Raw genomic sequence first — 25,809 nt, forward strand, 5'->3', positions numbered from 1 at the left:
GCCGATAAAATCTAAAAAAGATTCTCAAAACGATCTCCCCAGTTTTCATATCTGGGTTTATCGGCGGTTAGTTATTTCTTTCCAAAACGGCTTTCAGTCCCGGCCAACAGTTTTTCAATATTCGATTGATGGCGAATAATCAAAAACGCGGACATCACCACGACCACCGCCACATACACCGGGTAAGGTGACAGGAACTGCCAAGCAATCAACGGTGCCAATACGGCAGCGACAAGCGCAGACAACGAAGAAATGCGGCTGATTAAAAACACCGCCAGCCAGACAGCCACCACACTTAACGCCAGCCAGCCTGAAAAGGCAATCATCACGCCCAATGCCGTCGCCACGCCTTTGCCGCCTTTGAATTTATGATAAATCGGGTACAAGTGACCAATAAACACGGCCAACCCCACCAGTGCCACCACGTCCATCAACATACCCGCCTGCAGTGCCAACCAAGTGGGCAACCAGCCTTTAAATGCATCGCCCAGCAAGGTCAAAATGGCAGCGGATTTTTTACCGCTACGCGCCACATTGGTCGCGCCGATATTGCCACTGCCTACGGTGCGTGGATCTGGCAGGCGGTACAGCTTGCTGATAATAATGCCAAAAGCAATCGAGCCTATCAGGTAAGCCGCAGCGATCCACACCAATGCTTCAATATCAAAACCAATTTCGTTCATGCGCTTAATTCCACTGAAATGCAGCCGCTTAGCCAGCCACTGCACGATGTTGTATGATGCCGAATCATACTGGATTCCAGCCTGCGCGGAAATAAAAGGACACAGATTCATGGACACAATTTTTCTAGAACAAGTCAAAGTGCAAACCAAACTGGGCGTGCCAGAATGGGAGCGTACCGTGCCGCAAACTGTGATTCTGGATATTGAAATCGGCTACGACTTTAGTAAAGCCTGCCTCAGTGACGCGATTGAAGACACGATTGATTATGGTCAGGTAGTCGCCCGCATTCGCGAAACATTAGCCGAGCATAGCTTTAAACTGGTTGAGGCCTTGAGTGAACATGTGTGCCAGCTGATTTTGCAGGAATTTAAAGCGCAGAATGTGAAGTTGAAGGTGAGTAAGCCGGGGATATTGCCGGGGTTGAAGGCATTGGGGATTTTGATAGAGCGATCAAAGTGAAGAAATTTCTCAAGAAATATAGAGTGCGAATAAGAAACTCCATTTTGGGTGTATTGTTGTTTGCACTAATTTGCCTCGTATTTATTTTTATTGCTTATTATTTTTCATATTTTTCAGACAACTTACTTCCTAAAAATAGAGAAGAACTGGGTCAACTTGGAGATTATTTTGGCGGCTTACTGAATCCTATTTTTGGCTTAGCATCCTTTCTTGCTTTACTCGCCACCATCCTTTACCAATCCAAGGAACTGAAATTATCTAGGAATGAACTAGAACTTACCCGCATCGAGCTTGCAAATTCAGCATCTGCACTTGATGCTCAAAACAGAGCCATTGAATTACAAAGCTTTGAACAAACATTTTTCTCCTGGTTAAAAAACTACAAAGAATTATTAGCTAACATTGAAGGCGAGATTTCCAAGAAAACTATCGAAGATTACACTTCCCAAAAATCAGTGCGCCACGGCAATGCCTTTTTACACGAGGCTTGGCTATGGTCCTTAACCGCAGGCTCATTACGTTCAACCTTCATTCGATATCAAGTAGCAAACAGCCGGGCTAGCTCATCCAGCAACCAATATATTTACACGGATGAAGTACCGAAAAGCATCCAAGAAGAGATTATGCCGAGCCATTTTCAAATCAAGGTTTTAATTGATAGATTTCCTGACTTAGTCATCCGCAAGTTAAAAGAGGCATGGCAATCGCTATATTCACAGAACGAGTATAAATTAGATGCCCTATTTAGAACGGCATATAAATTAATAGTCTGGATCGACACGCAACCAGACTATAGACTTCCAATCGCCAGAAAATACTTTTATGTCAGCATTTTTAGAAGTCAATTATCTAGAGCGGAGATGATTTTCTTGTTCTATAACGGACTTTCGGAAGCGGGGAAAAAGTTTAAACCACTTATTGAGAAGTACGCTCTTTTTGATAATTTGAACTTTAAGAGTGACGAGTGCATGAAATTATTAGCTTGTGAATATAAAGAAAATGCTTTTAATTCTGATATAGCAAGAGCGGAACTGAGCATATCAAAAGTATTGGATCAATAAAACAACCCCTTTGAATAGAAAATATACCTACCCCCTGGGATGATGTACCTTATGCAACTGCTGCAACCGCTCCCTCGCCACATGCGTATAAATCTGCGTGGTCGAAATATCTGCATGTCCCAGCAACATCTGCACTACGCGTAAATCCGCGCCATGATTGAGCAAATGCGTGGCAAACGCATGGCGTAACACATGCGGGCTGATATGCTGAGAAATCCCTGCCTGCAAGGTATATCGCTGAATAATGTGCCAAAAGGCATGCCGCGTCATGGCATCGCCACGTGTGGTGACAAATACCGCGTCACTCAAATTACCTTTTAAAATCTCTGCGCGGGCGCCTGCCAAGTAACGGTCTATCCACTCGGCCGCTTCCTGACCCATGGGCACCAGGCGGGTTTTGCTGCCTTTACCGGTGACGCGCACCACGCCATCTTGCGTACTCACTTCGCTGATTTTGATATTCACCAGCTCTGAGACACGCAATCCGCTGGCATAGAGCAGCTCCAGCATGGCACGGTCTCGCATACCAAGCGGCACATTCACATCCGGGGCATTGAGCAAATCTTCCACCTGCGACTCACTCAGCGTTTTTGGCAGAGACCTAGGCATTTTGGGCGCTTCGATATGCAAGGTGGGGTCTTGCTGAATCAGATTGGCGGCCAGCGCGTACCGGTAAAAACGGCGCAAGGTGGCTATCAGGCGGTTGATACTCCGCACCTTCACTTGCGGGAAACGATGGGCAAGATACGCTTGCACATCATGCGACTGCACCTCCCACAAAGTATGGGTGTGCTGCTTGCACCACTCGGCAAAACCTTTTAAATCATTGCGGTAGCTGGATAAGGTATTGGGCGACAAGCCATCTTCCAGCCAGAGCTGGTCGATAAAGGTATCGATTTCAGGAAATGCTGCCGCCTCGGTCAAAGAATGCGCTTCTTGCTGCATCGGCGTTTATTTATGGCCTTGCTCATGGGCGAGCAGCCAGCGTTTAATCTCCAAACCACCGTCTATGCCTTGCATAAATCCGCCCAGCCCATGGCTGGCAACCACCCGGTGACAGGGATTAAACAAGGGCAAGGGATTGGCACCGCAGGCATTAGCCACGGCACGTGGGCCAGAGTCCACCGCTGCCGCCAACTGGCTGTAAGTCCAGGTTTCACCGACAGGGATCGCACGCATGGCCTGCCAGACACGTTGCTGAAAAGCCGTGCCGAGAGTGGAGTGAATAGGTTGCCAGACCATATGCGGATTTTCAAGATAAGTGGCGACTTGATCGGCCACGGCTTGCGCACGCGGATGGGGGCTGGCTTTGATGGGCAATGCATGTAGCAAGAACTGCAGCCGCTCACCGGCCTCATCGCTACGCACACCAACAAAGCCAAAGGGCGCAGGCACCAATGCATCGAGTTCATCATCAAGACTGTTCATGCGCCTATTTAACTGTAATCTTGGCCCGGGTGCAACCAACGATCATTAGAATATGGCAATAAAAAAGCCCTTCAACTGAAGGGCTTTTTGCTGCAACGCTTGAATTAAGAGTTGTCTGCTGCGATGTCTTTTTCGCGCGCAACCAGTTTCTCTTTAATACGTGCAGATTTACCTGAACGCTCACGCAAGTAGTACAGTTTAGCGCGACGCACGTCACCACGGCGTTTCACTTCGATAGAAGCGATCAGTGGGGAGTAAGTCTGGAATGTACGCTCAACGCCTTCACCTGAAGAGATTTTACGCACGATGAAAGAGGAGTTCAGACCTCTGTTACGCTTGGCGATGACCACGCCTTCGTAAGCCTGCACCCGTTTACGCGTACCTTCAACCACGTTTACACCTACAACCACGGTGTCACCCGGCGCGAAGTCAGGGATAGCTTTGTTTAAACGAGCAATTTCTTCTTGCTCTAACATTTTGATAATGTCTGCCATGTCAGTTCCTTTTAATTGTAAAGTGACTCGTTCCTACTCGACGCCTTTTGATGCAACGTCTTTAAGTAGCCTAGCCTCTTCTTTCGTCAACGGCCTTTCAGCCAATAAATCCGGGCGTTTAGCCCTTGTTAGCAGCAGCGATTGTTGTAATCGCCATTGTCTAATCTTTTCATGGTGCCCGGACAACAATACGTCGGGCACCTTTAATCCGGCAAACTCTTCTGGGCGTGTGTAGTGCGGATAGTCGAGCAGGCCATTCACAAATGAATCTTCCTGCGCCGAATCAGCATCGCCAAGTGCCCCAGGCAACTGGCGGATGATAGCATCCAGCAACACCATGGCAGGTAACTCACCGCCACTTAACACATAATCGCCGATGGAGAGTTCTTCATCCACCAAGGTATCCAGCACGCGCTGGTCTACGCCTTCATAGCGGCTGGCTAACAGCACCAGCCCCGGTAATGCTTTGAGCTGCATCACTTTTTCGTGTGTCAGCGGTTTGCCCCGTGGCGATAAGTGGATCACCCTGGGCGTTATTTCTTTTGCACTTAAGCGCGCTTTGGCTTCGCCTATGGCATGTGCCAGCGGCTCCGCCAGCATCACCATGCCTGGTCCACCACCATATGGCCGGTCATCAACGGTGTGATGCACATCCTGCGTATATTGGCGCGGATTGGTCAGGGTTAACTGATACAAGCCACGCTGTCTGGCACGACTAGTAATCCCGTATTCCGTCAGTGCTGCAAACATCTCAGGAAACAAACTGATCACTTCAATCTGCATCATGAGCTGCGCTTTCTTTTAAAAATCGGCATCCCACTCCACAAGCACGGTACCCGCCTGGATATCCACCTCTGGCACAGCGTCACTGGTAAACGGGATCAAACGCTCGCGATACTCTTCGCGCAGTTTGCCATCCTTGCCTTTGACCTGTGTCGGCTGCTTTTCACGCACGACCAGCACATCGTTCGCGCCGGTTTCCAACACTTGCGTAATCTTGCCGAAATCCACGCCTTCAGTATTGCTGACTTGCAAACCAATCAGATCAGACCAGTAATACTCGCCCTCTTCTGTCTCGGGCAAGGCCTCACGCGGCACAGCAATTTGCTGACCTTTGAGCGCGAAGGCGGCATCTCTATCGCCCACCCCTGACAACTTGATCAGCAACACATCGTTATGGATTTTGGCTTGCTCTACCGTCGTTTCACGCCAATTCGGCGCTTTACCGATCCACCAGGCTTCGTAGTCCAGCAGGCCATCAAGATACTCAGTATCAGGCACGACTTTTACCCAGCCATAAACGCCATATGGGGCGACAATGCGCCCCATCACAACCATGTTCTCAAACGCCATCTGTATTTAGGCGTTGAAACAATTACTCGGCAGCTGGCGCTTCAGCGGCAGCTGCTTGTGCGGCGGCAGCTTCTGCAGCAGCAGCGTCGGCTTCTGCTTTAGCCTTGGCAGCGGCTTCTGCAGCGGCAGCAGCAATGGCTTTCTCTTTGGCAGCTTCAGCTTTAGCAACTTCTTTCGCTTTCGCAGCAGCCATGCCTTCAACGCCTTTAGCGTGGAATTTAACCAGACGTGCTACGGTGTCGGACAGTTGTGCACCGTTCTCAACCCAGTATTGTGTACGCGCTTCATCGATACGCAGGCCTTCAGCGCCAGCGCGTGCAGATGGATTGTAGAAACCAACGCGCTCGATAAAACGACCGTCACGACGGTTGCGGGAATCTGCCACAACAACGCTGTAAAACGGGTTCTTTTTGGAGCCACCACGTGATAAACGAATAACGACCATAATCTTGTTCTCTTAAAAATGAATTTCTTTGCAGAAAGGCGCGGATTATACTTGATTTTTTAAAACAGTGGCAAGTCTTTTTCACTCACCTGACGATGCATTCCTGTACAGCGTCGGATCAGCCACGCCCGCTTGTATAAATCCCGCTTTGCGGAAGCGGCAGGAGTCACACACGCCACACGCGGCGCCTTGACCATCGGCCTGATAACAAGAAACGGTTAAGCCATAATCCACCCCCAGCGCATGGCCGGTGCGGATAATGTCAGCCTTGGTCATATCGATCAACGGTGCATGCACGGTAATGGTTTGTCCCTCCACCGCAGCTTTAGTGGCCAGATTGGCCATTTGCTGGAAGGCTTTGACATATTCACCACGGCAATCAGGGTAGCCGGAATAATCCAGCGCATTCACGCCGATAAAAATATCCCGCGCCTGCAACACCTCGGCCCAGGCCAGGGACAAGGATAGCATAATCGTATTGCGTGCCGGCACGTAAGTGACAGGAATGCCCTGCGTCTCTTGCTCAGGGACGGCGATCGCATTGTCAGTGAGTGCCGAACCACCAAACAAGGACAAATCCAGCTGTACGGTTTTATGCTCGGCTGCCCCCAAGGCTGCCGCAACGCGCTGGGCGGCCTGCAGCTCAACATTATGGCGCTGATGATAATCCAGACTCAGGCAATAACAGTCGTAGCCTTGCGATTTGGCAATTGCCAATACCGTACTTGAGTCCAGGCCGCCCGATAATAAAATCACCGCCTTAGGGTTTGCTGCTGTCACGCTTATACTCCTTGTTTCTCGCCCCAGAGAATTTTATGTAATTGAAGCTGCATACGCACCTTGAGGTGATCTTGCAAAATCCAGCTGGCCAAAGTTTCGCCACTGACCTCATGAAAGCTGGGCGAAAATAACTGATCGCAATCGACCGGGAATGCCCGGGTCTGCAACATCAATTTGGCCCAGTCATAATCTTCCCGGCTGCAAATCACCCATTTCACTTCATCACCGGCTTTCAGCAAAGGCAAGTTTTCCCAGCGGTTTTTTTCTACTTCACCCGACCCAGGCGTTTTGATGTCCATAATGACTTTCACGCGTGAATCGACCTCGGCGATATCCATGGCACCACTCGTCTCCAAAGACACCTGATAGCCAGCATCGCCCAGCCTGGTCAGCAATTCGATACAGCCCTTTTGCGCCAGCGGCTCGCCGCCGGTCACGCAGACGTAACGGGTATCGTAGGCTGCAATCTGCTGCATGATGTCATCCAGCGTCATATTGCTGCCGCCTTTAAACGCATACTCCGTATCACAATAACCACAACGCAATGGGCAGCCGGTCAAGCGGATAAAAATCGTAGGCAGCCCGACACGTGAGCTCTCGCCCTGCAGGGAGTAAAAAATCTCGAAAATTTTGAGTGTGGTCATGGGGAAACTAAAAGTAAACGGGCAGATATTGCTATCTGCCCGCTATTATCGCTGAAATAAGGTCATTTCAATAACGAAAATCTGCTATTTGATCGTTTCGAGCACTTTCAAGCGTTTTTGTGCGCTAGGCGTCACTTCAGCCGATGGATAGGCCGCAATGAGATCCTTCAAGGTCTTTTTGGCGGCCGGAATCTGCCCCAACTGAATCTGACTATTCGCCAGATTGAGCATGGCATTCGGTGCCAAGGGATGCGTCGCATAACTCTCCAGAAACTTCTGCTGTGTGGCAGCAGAGGATTTGTAGCTCTTCAGTGCAAACTGGGTATATCCCATGCCGTACATGGCATCTGGCACCAGCTTGCTATTAGAGTAAGTCTTCAGGAACGCATCATAGGCATTAAAGGCCTCTTTGTACTTGCCTGCCTGGTTGAGCGACTCTGCCTCGGCAAACGCGCTGGTTTCCTGCTGGGAAACATCAGCTTTTACATCGCCAGTCGTACCACTCGCGCCTGCGACGGGTAAGCCTTGACCATTTGTCACTGATTGTGCCAAGGTTTCCAGCTTGCGCACACGCGTATCCAGATCGGTGTAAGACGCATTCTGCTTGGTACGCATATCCTCAAGCTGATGGGTCACCACTTCAAGATCACCCTTCAGTTGTGCCACATCCTGACGGAGCTGCTCCAGCTGATTCTGCATGTCCAGCAAACCCTTGCCGTTGATCAGCATTTCCAGACTTTGCACGCGTCTGTCCAGCGATTGCTGGGTGCGTGTCAGGTCTGTGATGGCTTTTTGCTGTGCATCATAATCTGCACCCTGCTTGGTTTCGAGCTCAAGAATACGCTTTCTGGCTTCAGTATCATCGAATAAAGCCGCCTGGCTGACGGTAGACACCGTCAAGCCAAGGGCCATCAATACCGCAGCGTATCGCAAATTACTGACCTGCATAAACGATGTCTACGCGGCGGTCTTGCTGGAAGCAACCGTCATCCGCGCAGTTTTGTTTTGCACGCTCTTCACCGTAGCTCACAGTTTCGATCTGGCTATCGCTCACGCCCAATACGTTGAGGGCATTTTTCACAGCCACGGAACGACGCTGACCCAATGCCAGGTTGTACTCGTGTGTGCCACGCTCGTCGGTGTTACCTTGCAGTACCACTTTAGTTTGTGGATGGGCGATCAGGTATTTGGCGTGGTTAGCGATCAGGCTCTTGTACTCTTCACGAATCGCGTCGCTGTCGTAATCAAAAAATACCTGACGCTTGGCCAATTCAGCCGCACTCAACTCGTCTTTGCTGGTATCCACATCAACGGTTTTGATATTGATTTTGTCTGTGTTTGCAGAGCCATCATTACCATTGCCGTTTTGTTTTGCCATTGGGCGAGTCACGCTGGAATCTTCAACCTTGGCTGGGTTCATCGGGGTGCTTTTACAAGCGGTTAGCACTAATGCCAGTGCTGCAATTGTCCAAATACTCTTGTTCATACTTTCTCCTTAAAAATGATTGACTGAATAAAATTAACCAAAAAGACGATTATTGTTACGACTACTTGGCTGAAGCTTGTGCAGGACCCCAGGCTGGCTCACGAATATCACCGCCGGCCTCAGACAGACGCTGTCTGACCAGACCATCCACGGTCACTGTCGCCAAGGTCCCCTTGCCGCCCACCCGGGTGGCATACATGATGGTACGTGCGTTCGGGGCAAAGCTCGGCGACTCATCTTGCGAACCATTGCTCAGCAGTTTGACATTGCCAGACGCCAACTCCTGAACGGCTACTTTAAAAGAACCGCCGTCATTGCGAATATAGGTTAAATACTTGCCATCGGGGGAAAAGCGCGGGCTCACATTATAGCCACCCTCGAAAGTCACGCGCGAAGGGGAGCCACCAGAAGCAGGCACCTTGTAAATCTGAGGACGTCCGCCACGGTCTGAGCTGAAGTAAATAAACTGGCCATCAGGCGAGAACGCTGGCTCGGTATCAATCGCACTGCTTTTGGTGATTTGCTGCAAGTTGGAACCATCCGCAGCAATAGTATAAATCTGCGAGTTGGCGCCATAGGTCAACACCACCGCCAATTTGCTACCGTCTGGCGACCAGGCCGGGGCACTGTTATTCCCCTTGAAGTTAGCCACCACTTTGCGCTCACCCGTATACAAGGACTGCACAAACACAATCGGTTTCTTTTTCTCAAAAGACACGTAAGCCATCTTGGTGCCATCTGGCGACCAGGCCGGTGAAATAATCGGCTCATTCGAAGACACCAGCGTTTGTGCATTGTAGCCATCGTAATCCGCAATTTGCAGCGTAAAGCGCTTACCTGTTTTGGTAACGTAAGCAATGCGCGTGGCAAAGGCGCCAGGCTGACCGGTAAACTTTTCATAAATCTGGTCGGCAATCATGTGCGCGACATGGCGGTATTGACTAGCAGAGACGGTATAGGTCAGTTGCAGCAACGCCGTTTGACGCAACACATCCATCACTTGCACCGAGATCTTGAGATTGCCGTTGCCTGTTGACTGCACTTCACCCAGGCTCAAGCCTTGTGCCTTGAGCGCAGTCCAGTCGGTATATTTGATTTGAGAAGCATTGGTCGGCAATGCCGGCATACCACTGGTATTGATAATACGGAACATGCCACTGCTACGCAGGTCGTTACTGATGATCTCATGCAAACGGCTTTGTGATTGCGGATTGTCTGTCTCGGCCATCGGCAGAATCGCGACTGGAATCTGAATGGCACTACCGCCACTGATCTCAAGCTCTAGTGCCGCATGGGCAGGGATAACCGCCAGCAGCGCAACGAATCCGGCAAAAATCGCCGTAGCAAATGCGTGCATCAAACCTCGTGTGTGTGTTTTCATGGTGACAATATTATTCATCTGGTTTGCTTATATATCTGAATTATAACGAAAAGCCGCTTCATCGTCATTGCTTGCTTAGCCACGTGGCTTCAACTTCAAGCGAATCTGATCTACCATTTTTCTACGTGCCGCAGGATCATCCGGCAAATCGAAGGGCTTGGCCGCCAAAATGGCACGGATCACTGCATCATCACAAATGGCATCGCCCGACCCTCGCACCAGCTTGGGCATGCCGGAAATATCTCCCGAATTCATCATCTGGATATCTACCAGCAACTCGGGGTTAGAAACAGGGCACAAGCCGGGGTTCACATTGCTACGGATTTTGCGGCTCATCAAGCCCATGTAATAACTGAGCACAGACGGATCAACCGCTGCAGCCGCCGCCGACTGCTGTGCGTCCAACTCTTGCTGGCGCATCGCATCCTGAATTTTTTTCAGCTTTTCTTCTTCCTCTTGTTTACGCAAGGCTTCCTGAATTTTTTTCAGTTTTTCTTCCTGCTTTTTCTGCTCAAGTTCCTTCTTTTTCTCTTCGTCTAGCAGGCGCTTCTTTTCTTCCTCCTGCTTTTTGAGTGCAATTTCCGCCTCTTGTTCCGCTTGCTTGACTTGAGGCACAGGCTCAGGCTTGGGTTGCGGTTTAGGTTCTGGCTCAGGCGGCTTCGGCGGCGGTGTCGGCTCTGGTTTGGGTTCAGGCGGTGGTGGCGTCGGTTCTACCGGCTTTTCCACTGGCTTGGCAGGCTGCTTACTGGGCAAGCTATCCCACAAGGTCGCCTCCATCACACTGGGGGTCACGTGGACCGCTTTCCAGTCAACCATAAAGATCATGCCCAAGCACAGCAACACGTGCATGAGCACGGATAAGATGGCTGCCCGTTTGCGTATCGCCTGATCTTGTGGGGAGTAAGTGACTTTCATGCGTTTTAAGCAACCTGCCCGTTATTTCTCATTCTGAAACAGCAAACCAACTTGATTCACCTGCGCTTGCTTGAGCAAATCCATGACGGACACCACTTCACCATAAGGCGTGTTTTTATCTGCAGACACCACCACCGGCTTTTGTGTCTCAGACAGGCGCTGACGAATCAAAGCCAGCATATCGTCACGCTGCATCTCTTTGCCTTCCATCATCACAGTGCCTTCTTTTTGCACGGTGATCACAATCGGGTCACCACTCTGCTTGAGCGCCTGCCCGACTTTGGGCAACTCCACCATACCGGGATTGGTCATGGGCGCGGTCACCATAAAAATCACCAGCAACACCAGCGTGACGTCGATATAGGGGACGACGTTAATCTGGTTCATCATGCGACGTTTACGCGTTCTGCTCATCGCGGCTCCTATCAGGCTCTACGTTGCAAAATGTTGGTAAATTCTTCGATAAAGCTCTCGTAACGGACAGAGAGGCGGTCTACGCCCGCAGCAAAGCGGTTATAGGCAATCACGGCTGGGATCGCGGCAAACAACCCGATCGCAGTCGCCACCAGCGCCTCGGCAATGCCAGGGGCAACCTGGCTCAATGTCGCCTGCGCAACGTTAGACAAGCCACGGAAGGCGTTCATGATGCCCCATACTGTGCCGAACAGGCCGATGTAAGGACTGACTGAACCTACGGAAGCCAAGAATGGCAGGTGCGCATCCAGATAATCCAGTTCGCGGTTATATGCTGCACGCATGGCACGACGCGTCGCCTCCATCACATCACTGACTTCGGTATCTTTTTGCTGCTTGTAGCGGATAAATTCTTTTAACCCGGCCTGAAAAATGCTGGCCATGCCTTGAGGTGTTTTGCGACCAGTCGTGATGCGCTCATACAGCTCGTTCAAATCACCGCCGGACCAGAATTGCGCTTCAAACTGATCCACATTTTCGTTGGCAGCCTTGAGTGAAAAAACCTTAATGAAGATATACCACCAGGAGGCGAGTGAGGTCAGCAGCAGAATCAGCATCACCAGCTGAACTGGCAAACTGGCCCCGCTCACCAGGGTAAAAATCGACATATCGTTCGCTACATTCATGAAGACTCCAGTGCAATTTTGATACGGGCCGGAATACCCGTGGGTTTAAATGAATCCGCATCAACACAGGCGACTTTCACCTGTGCCTCAATTAAAAGCGTGTCGCCACGCATGACCTGCTGCTGGCAGCTAAAACTGCCACGCCCCATCTCCAGCAACTGCGAAACCACCCGCAACTGGTCATCCAGCCGGGCCGGTTTTTTAAATTGTAGCTGCATGCTGTGGACGACAAACAACACTTGTTCTTGCTGCTTGAGCGCGCTTTGGTCAAAGCCCGCAGTCCGCAACCACTCGGTGCGCGCACGCTCCATAAAATTCAGGTAGCGGCTGTGATAGACCACACCACCGGCATCGGTATCCTCGTAATACACACGTACAGGAAACTCAACCATGTTATTGCCCGGCATCTTGCCATAAATCGGCTGACACCATGCTGACAGGCGCTTTCAAGCCAAAATGCTGGTAAGTCAACTGCGTGGCCACGCGTCCGCGCGGCGTGCGCATCAGATAGCCTTGCTGAATCAGATAGGGCTCCAGCACATCTTCTATGGTGTCACGCTCTTCACCAATGGCCGCGGCAAGATTGTCCAGTCCCACTGGCCCGCCACCAAACTTTTCAACCACCGCCTGCAATAACTTGCGATCCATCACATCCAGCCCTTGCTGATCGACATCCAGCATTTTCAAGGCGGCATCGGCAATCGTATCGGTCACAATGCCATCCGACTTGACTTGCGCATAATCCCTAACCCGGCGTAGCAGGCGGTTGGCAATCCGCGGTGTGCCGCGTGAACGTCTGGCAATCTCCAGTGCCCCGGCCGCTTGCATTTCAACCTCGAGCAAGTTGGCCGACCGCATGACAATCTTGGAGAGCTCGGCGTGACTGTAAAACTCCAGCCGCGCCACAATGCCAAACCGGTCACGCAAGGGGTTGGTCAACATGCCCGCGCGCGTGGTCGCCCCCACCAGCGTAAAAGGCGGCAAATCCAGTCGCACACTGCGTGCTGCAGGTCCTTCACCGATCATGATATCGAGTCGGTAATCTTCCATGGCCGGATACAATATCTCCTCAACCACCGGGCTCAGGCGATGAATCTCGTCAATAAATAAGACGTCGTTGGGTTCAAGATTAGTCAGCAATGCCGCCAGATCGCCGGCCCGCTCCAGCACCGGGCCCGAGGTCATGCGCAGATTGACGCCCATCTCTTTGGCCACAATGTGAGCAAGCGTGGTTTTACCCAGACCAGGCGGGCCGAACAGCAGCACATGATCAAGTGCCTCTTGCCGACCACGGGCCGCATTAATAAAGATTTCGAGTTGACCGCGCGCCTTCTCCTGCCCCACATACTCATCCAGATGCTTGGGGCGCAAGGCACGCTCAAGCGCCTCTTCTTGAGTGCTGGCAGTAGCGGGAGCGACGAGTCTATCGGTTTCTATCATGGGTGATGGGCGATGAAGTGCAATGCAATACTCAACAATGAAGGCCTCATGCCGCGATTGAATCAGTTATTTTTGTCATCATACCATGCAGCGTATGACTATTACAGACTCGCGCTCGGCCTGGCCGGACTACTTGGCCAGATACTTGAGCGCCTGCCGGATACCATCGCTCACACTAATGCCAGGCTCCAGCAACTTCAGGGTCGCAGCCGCCTCACGCTCATGGTAACCAAGCGCCACCAGTGCATTGAGGATATCATCTGTCGCCGCTTTGACGGCTGGTTGCGCCGAGGTGGACCCCGTCACCACAAATTTGTCTTTGAGTTCGAGTAACAACCGCTCGGCCGTTTTTTTGCCGATGCCAGGAATACGCGTCAGCAAGCCGACTTCTTGCTGGCTGACAGCCAGCATCAAATCATTCACGCTGACACCACTCAAAATCGCCAGCGCAGACTTGGCACCAATACCATTCACCTTCAGCAACTGCTTGAAGGTATTTTTCTCTTGCTCACTGCCAAAGCCATACAGCAGTTGCGCATCCTCGCGCACCACCATATGCGTCAAAATCTGCACAGGTTGCCCCAGATCGGGCAAATTATAAAAAGTGCTCATCGGCACCTCTACTTCATAGCCCACGCCATTGCAATCCACCACAATCAAGGGTGGGGACTTTTCCAGCAGGCGGCCATTCAGGCGTGCGATCATATCAATCTTCCATTTCTAACTCTGAAGCCGGTGGTGGCCAAAGCCCCCAGCCCCTGACCGCCATGTGCATGACAAATCGCGCAAGCCAAGGCGTCGGCAGAGTCCGGGCTAGGTGTAGCCGGTAATTTAAGCAGGCGCTTGACCATCTCTTGCACCTGTTCTTTTTGCGCATGGCCATTACCCACGACCGATTGTTTCACTTGCAGCGCCGTATATTCGGCCACCGGCAGTTGACGGATCACCGCCGCAGAAATGGCGGCACCGCGCGCCTGACCCAACAATAGCGTGGACTGGGGGTTGACATTAACAAACACTTTTTCAATCGCCACTTGCGTGGGCTGGTAGGTTGAAATCACCTCAAACAAGCCATCCAGAATGACCTTCAGGCGCTCGGGCAAGGCCTCTTTTTCTGACTCGCCCTCTGCGGTTTTTTTGGCTGATGCGGTTTTAATCACGCCACTGGTCAGGTAGGACAATTTGCCATCCACGGCTTCTATCACACCGAAACCCGTAATTCTCAGGCCGGGGTCTATGCCCAAAATACGCTGACTACTCACGTCAAGACACCCAGTTCAAGCCGGTAGGCCAGAAAGGCGTGCACCGCCAATCGCGCCATTTAATCTTCTTCAATCACGGCAGAAGTGTAGACCTCTTGCACGTCATCGAGGTCTTCGAGCATGTCGAGAATTTTTTGCATTTTGACCGCATCCTCGCCAGTGAACACCACTTCATTCAGCGGCTTCATGGTCACTTGCGCCATCACCGCCTTCAGGCCCGCAGCCTCAAGCGCTTCTTTCACCGTGACAAAATCGCTAGGGGCCGTGATCACTTCTATGCTGCCATCCTCATCGGCAATCACATCTTCCGCACCGGCTTCCAGTGCCGCTTCCATGACGGCATCTTCTGACACACCAGGCTCAAACACCAGCTGACCACAGTGCTTGAACATAAAAGCCACGCTACCATCAGTGCCGAGGTTGCCACCATGCTTGGTTAGGGCATGGCGCACGTCCATCACCGCACGCTGACGGTTATCGGTCAGACAATCAATAATGATGGCCGCACCATTGATGCCATAGCCTTCATAACGAATTTCTTCGTAGTTAACACCCTCGAGCTCACCCGTGCCTTTTTTGATGGCACGCGTGATATTGTCTGAAGGCATATTCTCTTCTTTGGCCGCTGCCACGGCTGCCCGCAAACGCGGGTTCATGGCTGTATCACCGCCCCCCATACGCGCAGAAACCGTGATCTCTTTAATCAGCTTGGTGAAGATTTTGCCGCGCTTGGCATCCTGACGACCTTTGCGATGTTGGATATTGGCCCATTTACTATGTCCAGCCATATGACTTCCTTGTATTTTTTAACAACGGGATGAAATGTTTTAACTGGCGGATTTTACCACAGGCGCAAGCAGGCTTGGCGGCGGCTTGATTGAAGGCAGATAGGCAAGATCAATAAAAACAGGGCCTGATTTACGCAAGCCCTGCGCAATGAAAAAACCGGGAGAACAGCGAAAAATGGCGCTAAACGTTGGCACTCGCCGGCGGGATACCGTGATAGGCAGGCCGCATCATCAGAATGGAAATCAGGCTGAGGGAAAACAGAATCAGTGCCATGCCGATCATCTCCATGCCATCCGGCACTTCATGCAACTGTATCCAGGCCGCAATCACCCCAATCACGGGTGCCAGCATGGAGGCCATACTGGCCACCCCGGCGGGCAACCGCTGCAAGGCAAACAGCCAGAGCAACCAGGCCAACGCGCCACATAACACCACATTAAACAATACCGCGCCGATCAGATAACCCGACCATTGCATACTCGGCGCAGGGACCAGAAAGGCAATCAGCACCATAGGCAGCGAACCCAGCAACATTGGCCAGGCGGTCAGATTGATCAGGTCTAGCGTTGGATGACGTCTGTGCAATTGCTTGGTCATAATCGCAGACACCGCCCACGACACACCAGACAACACTGCCAACAGCATGCTGAAGCTGTCTGCACGCAAATGCAAAGGATCAAAAATAAACAACATGCCCAACACAGCCGAAATCACCGCCAGCCATTGCCAGCCGTGGATACGCTCACCGAGCATGGGCCAGGCAAACAGCAAGGTCCAGAAAGGCATGGTATAAGTCAGCACCGCCGTCTTGCCCGCGCCGCCTTGCACCAGCGCCCACATAAGCACGCCGGTAAACCCCACATTCTGCAAAATGCCGAGCAGCAGCATGGTTGGAAACTCGGTCAAGCCCATTGGCCGCCGCGTCACATACAGCACCAAAAACAACACCAGCGCGCCAAAAAAGGTACGCATGGCGGCAAACTGGAACGGCCCCGCATATTGCAATGCACTTTTCATCACCACCCAGTTATAGCCCCAGATCAGCGTCAGCACCAGCAGTGCTGTCAGTGCCTGTGAACGCTGTTTAACCAATTGATCCATGCCGTTATCCGCTGATTTAGTTCCAGATATGGGTCACAGCCAGCCACCGCCCATCGGGTTGCTTTTGAAACACCACTTGCACATTGCCACCAAACTGCTGCTTGACGCCATCCTCAGCCATCATGGCTGCTGCCCAATGTCCGGTTTGAGTGACCAGCGTTTCGCTGACCACCGCCTCGTTCATCGTCAGCGCATGTTCAATGACCCCAGCCTGAATCAGGCCAGCAAAAAAATCTGCAACCGCCTGACGGCCCTTCACGACCTGGCCAGCGGGCGCAGGCATCACGATCGCCTGCTCTGCATATAAGGCCGCAATCGCCTGTGGATTTTTGCTGTTAAAGGCAGCATCAAACTGCTGGTTTAACGCTATGAAGTGATCAACATTAGTCATACAAAACTCCTGAATTAAAGACACATTACTATTTAAAATCCCAGGCTGAGATGCCATGGTCTATCACCCCTAACAGCGCTTGCAAATCCTGGCGCTGCTGCTCGTTTAACCCTTGCATAGACTGGCGCAGCCGCGTGTAATAATCCGGCATCACGGCATCCAGCCGGGCTTGCCCGGCTTCAGTCAGACGCACTTTGACACTGCGCCTGTCTTCTGGCGCCAAGATACGCTGGACCAGGCCACCTTGCTCCAGGCCATCCAACAACCCAGTCATGGTGGCGCGCGTCACCCCCAGCTTTTCTGCCAACACCGAGGGCGTAGAAGTCAGGTCAACTTCGCGCATCAACAAAATCAACACCCACCAGCGCCCCTGCAACAAATCGTGTTTACTCAGGCAGGCATCCAGCGCCACTGACAAATCGGTGGCCACACGCAGCAACATCAAGAAGCTCGCAATGGCCGTGACATCGGCTTCCGGATAGCGCTGGGCAAACCGTTGCAGGACTTCTGGGGTAGGAAGATCTCTAAGTTGTAACATAATTAGCCACATTATAGTTAGCCGGCTAATTATGTCAATAAAAATCTGAGGTTTTACTCCACGACACATCGGTGTATATTTAGACGCTCGTGCCCTATGAAAGGAGGAAGTCATGAAGACGCTTCAGCAAGTACTCACTCATAAAACACATCAAGGCATCATTAGTATTGCGCCCAACCGACCGGTGTTTGACGCACTGGTGATTCTGGCGGAATACCAGATTGGTGCACTGGCTGTGATCAAAGACGGCGAACTGGTGGGAATCTTCTCGGAACGCGATTATGCGCGCGAGATTATCCTGAAAGGCCGCTCATCCAAAACCACGCAAGTCAGTGAAGTGATGACGGAAAAAGTCATCACAGGCAAACCGGGTGACCTGGTCGAGTCGGCCATGAACACCATGCTGGAAAAACGTATCCGCCACTTGCCCGTGGTCGATCATGGCAAACTGCTAGGTATGCTTTCGATCGGGGATATTCTCAAAGAGACGATCGACTATCAGCAATCACTGATCAAGCAACTGGAAAGCTATATTCATAGCTGATGCATTTCAGCAGACAACAAAAAAGGGGAGCTCACTCCCCTTTTTTGATTGCCCAGATTGATTCGCACTTACAGATATTTGGCAACCATGGCATTATCCAGGGCAGATGCGGCAATCGGCAGTTTGACAAAATGCCCGCTGCCAGCGGCCTGCTGCACGGCTTCGCCCCGCTTATCAAAAAGCTGCTCCACCACAATGTCGCGGTTACCACTGGGGTGTATCAGTTGCAATTTGTCACCTACAGCAAATTTGTTACGCGCCTGAATGGAAGCCAGCCCCTGCTCTGCATCATAGGCCACCACATCGCCGACATACTGGCTGCGATTGGCACTCGAGTGCCCCTGGACGTAATTTTGGTGCTCGGCGGTATGGTGACGCTGGTAAAAACCATCGGTGTAGCCCCGGTTGGCCAGGTTCTCCAACTCGCCCAGCAAACGCCAGTCAAACGGACGCCCGGCTACGGCATCATCAATCGCCTGGCGGTAATTCTGGCTGGTACGCGCCACGTAGTAGCGCGACTTGGTACGTCCTTCAATCTTGAGCGAATCGACGCCAATGGCAATTAGCTTCTCCACGTGCTCAATCGCCCGCAAGTCCTTGCTATTCATGATATAGGTGCCGTGTTCGTCTTCCATGATAGGCAAAAGCTCGCCAGGACGGCCTTTTTCCTCGATCAGGTAAACCTGGTCTGCCGCCGGATGGCGCGGTAATGAGCCACAGGAAGACAGATTGGATTGTTCCAGCTCGGCCTGAAAATCAAACTCTTTTAAACGGATCACGCCTGCGGCATCGGGCTGGGCATCATGCACCTTGTAATCCCAGCGGCAACTGTTAGTACAGGTCCCCTGATTAGGATCGCGCGAATTGAAATAGCCTGACAGCAGGCAACGGCCGGAATAAGCGATACACAAGGCACCGTGAATAAACACCTCAAGCTCCATATCCGGACACTCCTGGCGGATTTCGGCAATCTCGTCCAGCGATAACTCACGTGACAAAATCACCCGTGTCAGGCCCATGCGCTGCCAGAACTTAACCGAAGCGTAATTGACCGCATTGGCCTGTACAGACAAATGGATAGGCATGTCCGGCCATTGCTCGCGCACCATCATGATCAGGCCAGGGTCGGCCATAATCAATGCGTCGGGCTGCATGTCAATCACCGGCGCCATATCGCGCATATAGGTTTTGACTTTGGCGTTATGCGGTGAAATATTGCTGGCGACAAAAAACTTTTTGCCGCGTGCATGCGCCTCCTGAATGCCAATTGCCAAGTTTTGCATTGAAAAATCATTTTCACGCACGCGCAAGCTGTAGCGCGGCTGTCCGGCATACACCGCGTCTGCGCCGTAATCAAACGCCGTACGCATGCGATCAAGATCACCGGCGGGCGCTAACAATTCAGGGGATTTCATTTCAATTTAGTCCATTAAAAAAGCTTATAGGTCAATCACTTGCAGCGAATGCCATTTATTCGCCGATAATTTTCACCAGTACACGCTTGTTACGGCGGCCATCAAACTCACCGTAAAAAATCTGTTCCCATGGGCCGAAATCCAGCTTGCCTTCAGTAATCGCCACCACCACTTCGCGGCCCATGATCTGGCGCTTGATATGCGCATCTGCATTATCCTCACCAGTATCGTTATGGCGATAGCCACTCACCGGCTCGTGGGGCGCCAACTTTTCTAGCCATATTTTGTAATCATGGTGCAGGCCGCGCTCATCGTCGTTGATAAACACGCTGGCAGAAATATGCATGGCGTTAATCAGCACCAGACCTTCTTGCACGCCACTTTCACGCACACACGCAACCACGTCACTGGTGATATTCTTGAAATCCATGCGTGCCGGAATGTTAAACCACAGCTCTTTACGAAAACTTTTCATGCTTTCCCTTTCCCCAAATAATGTTATTTTAACATTGACGGTCAGCAGGCCAAACGCGCCCACGCAGCGCAAATAAAAAAGGCCTCCTGAGAGACCTTTTTATGCATGCATCACGATTAACTATGGACATCCAGGCTCTGGCTAAACGTCTTGCCTTCATTATCCGTGGCGACCACTTCGAGCTTGCCCGGTGCATCGGGGATAAAACTAAATTTCATGTAAGGATCTTCACTGGTGCCCACACCGACATCGACTGTCATCAACTCCTTGCCGTTGTAGGTAAAGGTGGTTTTGTTGATATAAAATGCAGGCACATAGCCTTGTGAAACCAGGTCGCGCTGCAAGCCGGTCCGCATCACATGTTTAATGTTGAACGTGGCCGTGGCGGGCTCGCCAAATTTTGGCGCATCCACACTCATTTTGATCTTGCCCGCCGCCGCCCGCACTTCGGATTCATTATTATCGACGGTACCGCCACAGCCGCCCGCCGCACGAATCTCGCGCTTACCCATATACAGCTTGCCATCTGCAGTTTCACCAATCAGGCGCACATAAGAATCGGTTTCCTGACGAATACGGGTCGCCATCTGAAAGCCGTTCAAGCTGTCGGTTAAATGATAAGTGGACGCCAATTGTATCGGGTTGGCATCGACGATCACATACAGTTTCTTTAACTGGATGCCGTTGGCCGCCGCCTTATCGTAAATGAAAGTGACGGGCACCTGTGCGCCGCTCTCGGCGCGGCGTGGCCCCTCCACTTTCAGGAAGTCAACTTCCTGAATCTCCCGCTTGGGGAAAAAAGCCTCTTTCACTACTGACCATAACTTAGGATCCGCCTCTGCATGCACCACACTTGCAGCACAGAAAGCCAACACCCCTACGATCATCATCCATGTTTTTTTCATACGATTCCCCATCTTCCATTTTTTATCTTAGATTGCATGAAAAGGATTTTCTTATGCTTTGACAAATACAATATGTGATACGCATCACATTGACCCTCACATTTTGCTCGGGTCGCCAGATGGCCGCATCACATACGCCGGGTCACGGTACTCTTCAAAATTCAGCTCCACGCCATTACCGGCCGGATCCCGCAAGTTGATCTGGCGAACCCCATTGGCCAAGATGCGCGTGGTGTAAGTGATGCCGTGCGCCTGCAAGTGCGCCTCCATGGCAGGCATGTCTGTGCAGGTGAATGAAACATGGTCATAGGTGCCATGCACATGCAACTGCGGCGCTTCTGCCGTTTTGTACTCGGCCAGATGAATCACATCGTTATCACCGATATACAGCCAATAGCCATAGGTGGTACTCGCCACCCGCTTGCCCACCGTCAGCCCAAGCACCTCGCAATAAAAATCGCGCAGTTTGTGCATGGTTTCGCGGTCAGAGCGAAAATTGACATGATTGATTTCGGTCAGTGGCATAGTAATCCTGTGAGGTCCCGTGTGTTAAGTGGCATGCAAGTCGGCCACTATAGTACAAAACTTAATCGCCCTCAAATTGATACAAGGCAAAGCCTTGGACGCCAGCATTGGCTAAATGTTGCATCCCGCCCAAATCGGGCAGATCAATGATAAAAGCAGCCTGCGTTACCAGCCCGCCCAGCTGCCGAATCAACGCGACCGCGGCCAGTGCGGTGCCACCGGTAGCGATCAGATCATCCACCAGCAAAATGCGCTCATTTGCCTGAATCGCATCGGCATGAAGCTCCAGTGTATCGGTGCCATATTCGAGACTGTAAGACTGCTTGATGGTCTGCGCTGGCAATTTGCCCGGTTTGCGCACAGGCACAAAGCCTGCTCCCAGGCGTGCAGCCAATGCTGCGCCAATAATAAAGCCCCGCGCCTCCACGGCGACCACCTTATCTACCGGCATCTGGGAACAATGTGCTTCCAGCGCATCCAGCACCGCTGCAAACCCCTGCTTATCCTGCAACAAAGGCGTGATATCCCGAAACTGAATGCCGGGTTTTGGGTAATCGGGAATCGTGCGTATCAGTGACAACATACTCTAAACATCCAATAAAAAACGCGCCCGTCTGGGCGCGTTGATCACAAAACAGAGACCTGCAACAATCTCGTGGCAAGTCGCCCGCATGTTAGCTGCCAGCAGCGTTTTGCTGACGTACGCGAATATGCAATTCACGCAATTGCTTCTCGTCCACCTCGTTAGGCGCATTGGTCATCAGACATTGTGCGCGCTGGGTTTTCGGGAAGGCAATCACATCACGGATTGATTCGGCGCCAGCCATCAGGGTAACCAAACGATCCAGACCAAATGCCAAGCCGCCATGCGGTGGCGCACCGTATTGCAGTGCATCCAGCAAGAAGCCAAATTTCTCTTGCGCTTCTTCCTTGCTGATCTTCAATGCATCAAACACCTTGGACTGCACCTCTTGCTTGTGGATACGCACGGAACCACCACCCACTTCCCAACCGTTGAGCACCATGTCATACGCTTTAGACAAGCAAGCGCCTGGATTGCTGACCAACAGGTCTTCATGACCATCTTTCGGTGCAGTAAACGGGTGATGCAAGGCGACCCAACGGTCTGCATCTTCGTCGTGCTCAAACATCGGGAAATCCACCACCCACAATGGCGCCCACTGACGACCATCGACATGGCCTTTTTCATGGCCAACCTTGGTGCGTAGCGCGCCCAGGGCTTCATTGACGATCTTGGCTTTATCCGCGCCAAAGAATACGATGTCCCCGTTTTGAGCACCCGTGCGCTCAAGCACGGCTTGCAAGGCATTGACGTGAATGTTCTTCACAATCGGGCTTTGCAGACCTTCTTCGTTCAGTTTGGTGATGTCGTTGATCTTGATGTAAGCCAGACCTTTGGCGCCATAAATTTTGACGAATTCGGTATAGGCATCAATCTCAGAGCGGCTGATGGCCGCACCGTTAGGCACGCGAATCGCAGCCACGCGGCCACCGGCCATATTGGCAGCACCGGCAAACACTTTAAAATCCACATCCTTCATCACATCGGTGAGCTCAGTGATTTCCAGTGTCACGCGCATATCAGGCTTGTCAGAACCATATTTGTTCATGGCCTCAGAGAAGGGCATGCGCGGGAATTTGGCGGGCAGGTCGATGTCCTGCACCTTTTTCATCATGCGACGAATCATCTCTTCGACGATGTCCATGATGTCGTTTTCTTCCAGGAAAGAAGTTTCAATATCCACCTGGGTAAATTCTGGCTGACGGTCTGCGCGCAGGTCTTCGTCACGGAAACATTTGGTGATCTGGAAGTAACGGTCAAAACCGGACACCATCAGCAATTGTTTGAATAGCTGCGGCGATTGTGGCAGTGCAAAAAACATGCCGTGGTGTACGCGTGAAGGCACCAGGTAATCACGTGCGCCTTCTGGCGTCGAACGGGTCAGCATCGGCGTTTCAACTTCGATAAAGCCATTTTCATCGAGGTAGTCACGCAGGTTTTTCGCCACTTTGTAACGCAACATGAGGTTTTTCTGCATGGCCGGGCGGCGAAGATCGATATAGCGATGTTCCAAACGAACGGTCTCGGTCAGGTTGTCGTCATCCAGCATGAACGGCGGTGTCAGTGAAGCATTCAGTACTTCGATCTCTGTCGCCAGCATTTCCACTTCGCCGGTTGGCAGGTTGGGATTCACTGTGCCTTCAGGACGGGCACGCACTTTACAGACCACACGCAACACAAATTCATTACGTACGGTTTCTGCGATGGCAAATGCGTCTTTGGTATCCGGGTCAATCACGATTTGCGCCAGACCTTCGCGGTCCCGCAAATCAATAAAAATCACCCCCCCGTGGTCGCGACGACGGTGAGCCCAGCCACACAGGGTCACGGTTTGTCCAATATGTTCGCGGTTCAAGTGACCGCAGTAATGTGTACGCATCATAATAATTTTATAAAGTTTAAAGTGGTGTTGCGGTTAATGTTGTTTAGGCAAGGGCGCCACTGTACCCATGCTGATGATGTATTTCAAGGCCTGATCTACGCTCATATCCAGCTCAATCACATCCGCCTTGGGCAGCATCAAAAAGAATCCTGAGGTCGGATTAGGCGTGGTCGGCACATACACACTGACATATTCTCCCTGCAAGTGCTTGCTCACATCGCCACCCGGCGTGCCGGTTAAAAAAGCGATGGTCCAGACGCCCTGCCGTGGGTACTGAATCAACAATGCCTGGCGGAATGCGTTACCGGAGTCAGAAAACAAGGTATCTGACACTTGCTTGACGCTGGAATAAATAGACTTGACCACAGGCACGCGGACCAGCAAGCCTTCCCATAACACAATCAGTTGCTGACCAAAAATGTTGGTCGCTACCAGGCCGGTCGCCAAAATAATGCCCACGGTCAGAATCACGCCAAAGCCTGGAATATCTACGCCCAGCCAGGCTTCTGGCCGCCAGGCGGCGGGCAACAGCAGCAGACTCTGGTCCAGCGTTTGCACTAAAGTTTTTAGCACCCACACCGTAATGAACAATGGAACCAGTACCAACAACCCTGTAATAAAGTATTTTTTCATGCTTGTCTTTTTAGTGGCAGGCGCAACCTGGTGAGCACTTGGCAGTATCTCCGGCACTGGCAGATTCAGACGTAGAACTGCTCTTGGCTGACTGGTTATTTTTGAAATCGGTGGCATACCAGCCACTGCCGGTCAGCTGAAAATTGGGCGCCGACACTTGCTTGCTAAAGGTTTGCTGCTGGCATTGCGGACAAGCCTCCACTGCAGGCGCAGAGACCTTACGCATCAACTCTTGCTGGTAACCACAGGCGGTACATTGAAAATCGTAGATAGGCATTTTGAACGTCAACCGAAAGATAACTTGCTTAAAAACTGAACAAAGACAAATTATACCCGATTCGCGTTACAAATCATAAAAAGCAGCGCGATGTATTTGAATTAAAAAGACTTTAAGGAACCCGCCATGCAATCACTGTCACTTAAAATACCCCTTAGCCTGATCGCACTATTTTTTCTGAGCTTAGCCAGCCGCGATTTGAACATCCATCACACCATGTTATCGCTAGATCAAAAAGCCGACACAGTGAAAGTGGCCGCCCTCACGCCAGCCGAATTGGCAGCCACCAAGCGCCCGCTCAGGATCAAACAGGCGGACTAAGCAGCCCACAGCCAAACAATCAAACACTACAGCTGAGACTCATAAGCTGATTGATCAAGCAACGCTTCTGCACCACTGGCAGTCGCTGCCAGCTTGAACAACCAGGTGTCATAGGGATGATCATTAATACACTCAGGTGAAGATAACGCCTGTTCATTGACGGCGTCCACGACCCCAGTCAAGGGCGCATAGAGATCAGAACCGGTTTTGACTGACTCAATCAGACCGCACACCACCCCTTGCTCAACAGACTGCCCAACTTTGGGCGGGTCGACAAACACCACATCCCCCAGCATATTTTGGGCGTAGTCAGTAATCCCAACCAGCCATAATCCATCTTCGCCTTGCGCTGCCCAGGTGTGGTCTTTGGAAAAGAAGTATTTCAAGCCTGCTGACATAGAATTTAAAAATCAAAAGTTTAGTAGATAATTATTGTGCCATAGTCTGAACAACGCGCCAAAACTTATTCAGACAGGCAAGAAAATTGCTTAACTTTTC

At 51.5% G+C, this 25,809-nt stretch carries 36 protein-coding genes; 4 read left to right on the forward strand and 32 right to left on the reverse strand.

Features of this window, described 5'->3' with window-relative positions; all coding sequences use genetic code 11:
• Positions 1 to 71 precede the first annotated feature (71 nt).
• Positions 72 to 683 carry a glycerol-3-phosphate 1-O-acyltransferase PlsY gene (plsY, locus tag ACT53C_RS06160; RefSeq protein ID WP_194749140.1) on the reverse strand — a complete coding sequence of 204 codons (612 nt, stop codon included), beginning with the start codon at positions 681 to 683 and terminating at the stop codon, positions 72 to 74.
• Positions 684 to 792: 109 nt separating this feature from the next.
• Between plsY and folB the strand changes: the two genes are divergently transcribed.
• Together folB and ACT53C_RS06170 are read left to right on the forward strand one after the other, a co-directional pair.
• A complete protein-coding gene (folB, locus tag ACT53C_RS06165) occupies positions 793 to 1,143 on the forward strand; it encodes a dihydroneopterin aldolase (RefSeq protein WP_476145285.1) in 351 nt (116 codons plus the stop codon).
• Positions 1,140 to 2,204: a putative phage abortive infection protein gene (locus tag ACT53C_RS06170; RefSeq protein ID WP_476145286.1), complete on the forward strand. Its 1,065-nt coding sequence runs from the start codon at positions 1,140 to 1,142 to the stop codon at positions 2,202 to 2,204. The genes folB and ACT53C_RS06170 overlap by 4 nt, the downstream gene beginning before the upstream one ends.
• A gap of 27 nt (positions 2,205 to 2,231) precedes the next feature.
• On the opposite strand, the gene xerD is transcribed toward ACT53C_RS06170, so the two are convergent.
• From xerD to ACT53C_RS06280, 22 genes are all read right to left on the reverse strand, one after another.
• Positions 2,232 to 3,149 (reverse strand): site-specific tyrosine recombinase XerD, encoded by a 918-nt coding sequence (xerD, locus tag ACT53C_RS06175; RefSeq protein WP_476145287.1) that lies wholly within the window; start codon positions 3,147 to 3,149, stop codon positions 2,232 to 2,234.
• Between the two features lie 6 nt (positions 3,150 to 3,155).
• The gene (locus ACT53C_RS06180) at positions 3,156 to 3,632 is read right to left on the reverse strand and encodes a methylated-DNA--[protein]-cysteine S-methyltransferase (RefSeq protein ID WP_476145288.1); all 477 of its coding nucleotides are present in this window, start codon (positions 3,630 to 3,632) and stop codon (positions 3,156 to 3,158) included.
• Positions 3,633 to 3,736: 104 nt separating this feature from the next.
• Entirely contained in the window at positions 3,737 to 4,126 is a 390-nt protein-coding gene (rplS, locus tag ACT53C_RS06185; RefSeq protein WP_476145289.1) for a 50S ribosomal protein L19, read from the reverse strand.
• Between the two features lie 33 nt (positions 4,127 to 4,159).
• A complete protein-coding gene (gene trmD / locus ACT53C_RS06190; RefSeq protein WP_275356797.1) occupies positions 4,160 to 4,909 on the reverse strand; it encodes a tRNA (guanosine(37)-N1)-methyltransferase TrmD in 750 nt (249 codons plus the stop codon).
• An 18-nt stretch (positions 4,910 to 4,927) separates the two neighbouring features.
• Positions 4,928 to 5,464, reverse strand: coding sequence for a ribosome maturation factor RimM (gene rimM / locus ACT53C_RS06195; RefSeq protein ID WP_194749839.1), 537 nt, complete (start codon positions 5,462 to 5,464; stop codon positions 4,928 to 4,930).
• A gap of 37 nt (positions 5,465 to 5,501) precedes the next feature.
• Positions 5,502 to 5,924 carry a 30S ribosomal protein S16 gene (gene rpsP, locus ACT53C_RS06200; protein WP_194749838.1) on the reverse strand — a complete coding sequence of 141 codons (423 nt, stop codon included), beginning with the start codon at positions 5,922 to 5,924 and terminating at the stop codon, positions 5,502 to 5,504.
• Positions 5,925 to 6,005: 81 nt separating this feature from the next.
• Positions 6,006 to 6,704, reverse strand: coding sequence for a 7-cyano-7-deazaguanine synthase QueC (queC, locus tag ACT53C_RS06205; protein ID WP_194749837.1), 699 nt, complete (start codon positions 6,702 to 6,704; stop codon positions 6,006 to 6,008).
• 2 nt (positions 6,705 to 6,706) lie between these two features.
• A complete protein-coding gene (gene queE, locus ACT53C_RS06210; protein WP_275356506.1) occupies positions 6,707 to 7,348 on the reverse strand; it encodes a 7-carboxy-7-deazaguanine synthase QueE in 642 nt (213 codons plus the stop codon).
• A gap of 84 nt (positions 7,349 to 7,432) precedes the next feature.
• Complete coding sequence (locus tag ACT53C_RS06215; RefSeq protein WP_194749835.1) at positions 7,433 to 8,296, reverse strand: YbgF trimerization domain-containing protein; 864 nt, start codon at positions 8,294 to 8,296, stop codon at positions 7,433 to 7,435.
• Positions 8,283 to 8,834 (reverse strand): peptidoglycan-associated lipoprotein Pal, encoded by a 552-nt coding sequence (gene pal / locus ACT53C_RS06220; protein ID WP_194749834.1) that lies wholly within the window; start codon positions 8,832 to 8,834, stop codon positions 8,283 to 8,285. The genes ACT53C_RS06215 and pal overlap by 14 nt, the downstream gene beginning before the upstream one ends.
• Before the next feature lie 61 nt (positions 8,835 to 8,895).
• Positions 8,896 to 10,191 carry a Tol-Pal system beta propeller repeat protein TolB gene (tolB, locus tag ACT53C_RS06225; protein ID WP_476145366.1) on the reverse strand — a complete coding sequence of 432 codons (1,296 nt, stop codon included), beginning with the start codon at positions 10,189 to 10,191 and terminating at the stop codon, positions 8,896 to 8,898.
• A gap of 99 nt (positions 10,192 to 10,290) precedes the next feature.
• The gene (tolA, locus tag ACT53C_RS06230; RefSeq protein WP_476145290.1) at positions 10,291 to 11,130 is read right to left on the reverse strand and encodes a cell envelope integrity protein TolA; all 840 of its coding nucleotides are present in this window, start codon (positions 11,128 to 11,130) and stop codon (positions 10,291 to 10,293) included.
• Positions 11,131 to 11,151: 21 nt separating this feature from the next.
• Positions 11,152 to 11,544, reverse strand: coding sequence for an ExbD/TolR family protein (locus ACT53C_RS06235; protein ID WP_194749831.1), 393 nt, complete (start codon positions 11,542 to 11,544; stop codon positions 11,152 to 11,154).
• Between the two features lie 11 nt (positions 11,545 to 11,555).
• Complete coding sequence (gene tolQ / locus ACT53C_RS06240) at positions 11,556 to 12,230, reverse strand: protein TolQ (protein ID WP_194749830.1); 675 nt, start codon at positions 12,228 to 12,230, stop codon at positions 11,556 to 11,558.
• Positions 12,227 to 12,622 carry a tol-pal system-associated acyl-CoA thioesterase gene (gene ybgC / locus ACT53C_RS06245; protein WP_476145291.1) on the reverse strand — a complete coding sequence of 132 codons (396 nt, stop codon included), beginning with the start codon at positions 12,620 to 12,622 and terminating at the stop codon, positions 12,227 to 12,229. Before ybgC ends, tolQ begins: the two co-directional genes overlap by 4 nt.
• Before the next feature lies 1 nt (position 12,623).
• On the reverse strand, positions 12,624 to 13,670 hold the full coding sequence (gene ruvB, locus ACT53C_RS06250) for a Holliday junction branch migration DNA helicase RuvB (protein WP_194749828.1): 1,047 nt from the start codon (positions 13,668 to 13,670) through the stop codon (positions 12,624 to 12,626).
• Between the two features lie 129 nt (positions 13,671 to 13,799).
• Positions 13,800 to 14,375: a Holliday junction branch migration protein RuvA gene (ruvA, locus tag ACT53C_RS06255; RefSeq protein WP_194749827.1), complete on the reverse strand. Its 576-nt coding sequence runs from the start codon at positions 14,373 to 14,375 to the stop codon at positions 13,800 to 13,802.
• Positions 14,372 to 14,932, reverse strand: a complete 561-nt coding sequence (gene ruvC / locus ACT53C_RS06260) for a crossover junction endodeoxyribonuclease RuvC (RefSeq protein WP_476145292.1) — start codon at positions 14,930 to 14,932, stop codon at positions 14,372 to 14,374. The genes ruvA and ruvC overlap by 4 nt, the downstream gene beginning before the upstream one ends.
• Positions 14,933 to 14,991: 59 nt before the next feature.
• Positions 14,992 to 15,720, reverse strand: a complete 729-nt coding sequence (locus ACT53C_RS06265) for a YebC/PmpR family DNA-binding transcriptional regulator (RefSeq protein ID WP_275356499.1) — start codon at positions 15,718 to 15,720, stop codon at positions 14,992 to 14,994.
• Positions 15,721 to 15,901: 181 nt separating this feature from the next.
• Positions 15,902 to 16,822: a DMT family transporter gene (locus ACT53C_RS06270; RefSeq protein ID WP_379073397.1), complete on the reverse strand. Its 921-nt coding sequence runs from the start codon at positions 16,820 to 16,822 to the stop codon at positions 15,902 to 15,904.
• A gap of 16 nt (positions 16,823 to 16,838) precedes the next feature.
• Positions 16,839 to 17,213 carry a YybH family protein gene (locus ACT53C_RS06275; protein ID WP_379073396.1) on the reverse strand — a complete coding sequence of 125 codons (375 nt, stop codon included), beginning with the start codon at positions 17,211 to 17,213 and terminating at the stop codon, positions 16,839 to 16,841.
• A gap of 28 nt (positions 17,214 to 17,241) precedes the next feature.
• A complete protein-coding gene (locus ACT53C_RS06280) occupies positions 17,242 to 17,751 on the reverse strand; it encodes a MarR family winged helix-turn-helix transcriptional regulator (protein ID WP_476145293.1) in 510 nt (169 codons plus the stop codon).
• Positions 17,752 to 17,863: 112 nt separating this feature from the next.
• On the opposite strand from ACT53C_RS06280, the gene ACT53C_RS06285 reads away from it, so the two are divergent.
• Entirely contained in the window at positions 17,864 to 18,295 is a 432-nt protein-coding gene (locus ACT53C_RS06285) for a CBS domain-containing protein (protein ID WP_194749821.1), read from the forward strand.
• A 68-nt stretch (positions 18,296 to 18,363) separates the two neighbouring features.
• Here ACT53C_RS06285 and trhP read toward each other — a convergent pair whose 3' ends face one another.
• The 8 genes from trhP to ACT53C_RS06325 form a co-directional block, all read right to left on the reverse strand.
• Entirely contained in the window at positions 18,364 to 19,710 is a 1,347-nt protein-coding gene (gene trhP, locus ACT53C_RS06290; protein ID WP_476145294.1) for a prephenate-dependent tRNA uridine(34) hydroxylase TrhP, read from the reverse strand.
• Positions 19,711 to 19,765: 55 nt separating this feature from the next.
• Positions 19,766 to 20,185, reverse strand: a complete 420-nt coding sequence (locus tag ACT53C_RS06295; RefSeq protein WP_194749819.1) for a secondary thiamine-phosphate synthase enzyme YjbQ — start codon at positions 20,183 to 20,185, stop codon at positions 19,766 to 19,768.
• A 116-nt stretch (positions 20,186 to 20,301) separates the two neighbouring features.
• The gene (locus tag ACT53C_RS06300; protein ID WP_476145295.1) at positions 20,302 to 21,090 is read right to left on the reverse strand and encodes a quinoprotein dehydrogenase-associated SoxYZ-like carrier; all 789 of its coding nucleotides are present in this window, start codon (positions 21,088 to 21,090) and stop codon (positions 20,302 to 20,304) included.
• Between the two features lie 96 nt (positions 21,091 to 21,186).
• Positions 21,187 to 21,615 carry a VOC family protein gene (locus tag ACT53C_RS06305; RefSeq protein ID WP_275356493.1) on the reverse strand — a complete coding sequence of 143 codons (429 nt, stop codon included), beginning with the start codon at positions 21,613 to 21,615 and terminating at the stop codon, positions 21,187 to 21,189.
• A 61-nt stretch (positions 21,616 to 21,676) separates the two neighbouring features.
• On the reverse strand, positions 21,677 to 22,198 hold the full coding sequence (locus ACT53C_RS06310) for an adenine phosphoribosyltransferase (protein WP_476145296.1): 522 nt from the start codon (positions 22,196 to 22,198) through the stop codon (positions 21,677 to 21,679).
• 91 nt (positions 22,199 to 22,289) lie between these two features.
• Positions 22,290 to 24,080, reverse strand: a complete 1,791-nt coding sequence (aspS, locus tag ACT53C_RS06315) for an aspartate--tRNA ligase (RefSeq protein WP_194749815.1) — start codon at positions 24,078 to 24,080, stop codon at positions 22,290 to 22,292.
• 33 nt (positions 24,081 to 24,113) lie between these two features.
• Positions 24,114 to 24,713 (reverse strand): DUF502 domain-containing protein, encoded by a 600-nt coding sequence (locus tag ACT53C_RS06320; protein ID WP_275356490.1) that lies wholly within the window; start codon positions 24,711 to 24,713, stop codon positions 24,114 to 24,116.
• 10 nt (positions 24,714 to 24,723) lie between these two features.
• A complete protein-coding gene (locus tag ACT53C_RS06325; RefSeq protein WP_476145297.1) occupies positions 24,724 to 24,990 on the reverse strand; it encodes an FmdB family zinc ribbon protein in 267 nt (88 codons plus the stop codon).
• Between the two features lie 126 nt (positions 24,991 to 25,116).
• On the opposite strand from ACT53C_RS06325, the gene ACT53C_RS06330 reads away from it, so the two are divergent.
• On the forward strand, positions 25,117 to 25,311 hold the full coding sequence (locus ACT53C_RS06330) for a hypothetical protein (RefSeq protein WP_194749812.1): 195 nt from the start codon (positions 25,117 to 25,119) through the stop codon (positions 25,309 to 25,311).
• Between the two features lie 26 nt (positions 25,312 to 25,337).
• Here the strand turns inward: ACT53C_RS06330 and ACT53C_RS06335 are convergent, their stop codons facing one another.
• Positions 25,338 to 25,709, reverse strand: coding sequence for a glycine cleavage system protein H (locus ACT53C_RS06335; RefSeq protein ID WP_476145298.1), 372 nt, complete (start codon positions 25,707 to 25,709; stop codon positions 25,338 to 25,340).
• Positions 25,710 to 25,809: the final 100 nt, after the last annotated feature.

This window comes from Methylophilus sp. DMC14 (genome assembly GCF_056314085.1).

Coding starts and splice junctions, on each gene's coding strand:
- plsY (WP_194749140.1), bottom strand. CDS start 683: ATGAACGAAATTGGTTTTGATATTGAAGCATTGGTGTGGATCGCTGCG.
- folB (WP_476145285.1), top strand. CDS start 793: ATGGACACAATTTTTCTAGAACAAGTCAAAGTGCAAACCAAACTGGGC.
- xerD (WP_476145287.1), bottom strand. CDS start 3,149: ATGCAGCAAGAAGCGCATTCTTTGACCGAGGCGGCAGCATTTCCTGAA.
- ACT53C_RS06180 (WP_476145288.1), bottom strand. CDS start 3,632: ATGAACAGTCTTGATGATGAACTCGATGCATTGGTGCCTGCGCCCTTT.
- rplS (WP_476145289.1), bottom strand. CDS start 4,126: ATGGCAGACATTATCAAAATGTTAGAGCAAGAAGAAATTGCTCGTTTA.
- trmD (WP_275356797.1), bottom strand. CDS start 4,909: ATGCAGATTGAAGTGATCAGTTTGTTTCCTGAGATGTTTGCAGCACTG.
- rimM (WP_194749839.1), bottom strand. CDS start 5,464: ATGGTTGTGATGGGGCGCATTGTCGCCCCATATGGCGTTTATGGCTGG.
- rpsP (WP_194749838.1), bottom strand. CDS start 5,924: ATGGTCGTTATTCGTTTATCACGTGGTGGCTCCAAAAAGAACCCGTTT.
- queE (WP_275356506.1), bottom strand. CDS start 7,348: ATGACCACACTCAAAATTTTCGAGATTTTTTACTCCCTGCAGGGCGAG.
- ACT53C_RS06215 (WP_194749835.1), bottom strand. CDS start 8,296: ATGCAGGTCAGTAATTTGCGATACGCTGCGGTATTGATGGCCCTTGGC.
- pal (WP_194749834.1), bottom strand. CDS start 8,834: ATGAACAAGAGTATTTGGACAATTGCAGCACTGGCATTAGTGCTAACC.
- tolB (WP_476145366.1), bottom strand. CDS start 10,191: ATGCACGCATTTGCTACGGCGATTTTTGCCGGATTCGTTGCGCTGCTG.
- tolA (WP_476145290.1), bottom strand. CDS start 11,130: ATGAAAGTCACTTACTCCCCACAAGATCAGGCGATACGCAAACGGGCA.
- ACT53C_RS06235 (WP_194749831.1), bottom strand. CDS start 11,544: ATGAGCAGAACGCGTAAACGTCGCATGATGAACCAGATTAACGTCGTC.
- tolQ (WP_194749830.1), bottom strand. CDS start 12,230: ATGAATGTAGCGAACGATATGTCGATTTTTACCCTGGTGAGCGGGGCC.
- ybgC (WP_476145291.1), bottom strand. CDS start 12,622: ATGGTTGAGTTTCCTGTACGTGTGTATTACGAGGATACCGATGCCGGT.
- ruvB (WP_194749828.1), bottom strand. CDS start 13,670: ATGATAGAAACCGATAGACTCGTCGCTCCCGCTACTGCCAGCACTCAA.
- ruvA (WP_194749827.1), bottom strand. CDS start 14,375: ATGATCGCACGCCTGAATGGCCGCCTGCTGGAAAAGTCCCCACCCTTG.
- ACT53C_RS06265 (WP_275356499.1), bottom strand. CDS start 15,720: ATGGCTGGACATAGTAAATGGGCCAATATCCAACATCGCAAAGGTCGT.
- ACT53C_RS06270 (WP_379073397.1), bottom strand. CDS start 16,822: ATGGATCAATTGGTTAAACAGCGTTCACAGGCACTGACAGCACTGCTG.
- ACT53C_RS06275 (WP_379073396.1), bottom strand. CDS start 17,213: ATGACTAATGTTGATCACTTCATAGCGTTAAACCAGCAGTTTGATGCT.
- ACT53C_RS06280 (WP_476145293.1), bottom strand. CDS start 17,751: ATGTTACAACTTAGAGATCTTCCTACCCCAGAAGTCCTGCAACGGTTT.
- ACT53C_RS06285 (WP_194749821.1), top strand. CDS start 17,864: ATGAAGACGCTTCAGCAAGTACTCACTCATAAAACACATCAAGGCATC.
- trhP (WP_476145294.1), bottom strand. CDS start 19,710: ATGAAATCCCCTGAATTGTTAGCGCCCGCCGGTGATCTTGATCGCATG.
- ACT53C_RS06295 (WP_194749819.1), bottom strand. CDS start 20,185: ATGAAAAGTTTTCGTAAAGAGCTGTGGTTTAACATTCCGGCACGCATG.
- ACT53C_RS06300 (WP_476145295.1), bottom strand. CDS start 21,090: ATGAAAAAAACATGGATGATGATCGTAGGGGTGTTGGCTTTCTGTGCT.
- ACT53C_RS06305 (WP_275356493.1), bottom strand. CDS start 21,615: ATGCCACTGACCGAAATCAATCATGTCAATTTTCGCTCTGACCGCGAA.
- ACT53C_RS06310 (WP_476145296.1), bottom strand. CDS start 22,198: ATGTTGTCACTGATACGCACGATTCCCGATTACCCAAAACCCGGCATT.
- aspS (WP_194749815.1), bottom strand. CDS start 24,080: ATGATGCGTACACATTACTGCGGTCACTTGAACCGCGAACATATTGGA.
- ACT53C_RS06320 (WP_275356490.1), bottom strand. CDS start 24,713: ATGAAAAAATACTTTATTACAGGGTTGTTGGTACTGGTTCCATTGTTC.
- ACT53C_RS06325 (WP_476145297.1), bottom strand. CDS start 24,990: ATGCCTATCTACGATTTTCAATGTACCGCCTGTGGTTACCAGCAAGAG.
- ACT53C_RS06330 (WP_194749812.1), top strand. CDS start 25,117: ATGCAATCACTGTCACTTAAAATACCCCTTAGCCTGATCGCACTATTT.
- ACT53C_RS06335 (WP_476145298.1), bottom strand. CDS start 25,709: ATGTCAGCAGGCTTGAAATACTTCTTTTCCAAAGACCACACCTGGGCA.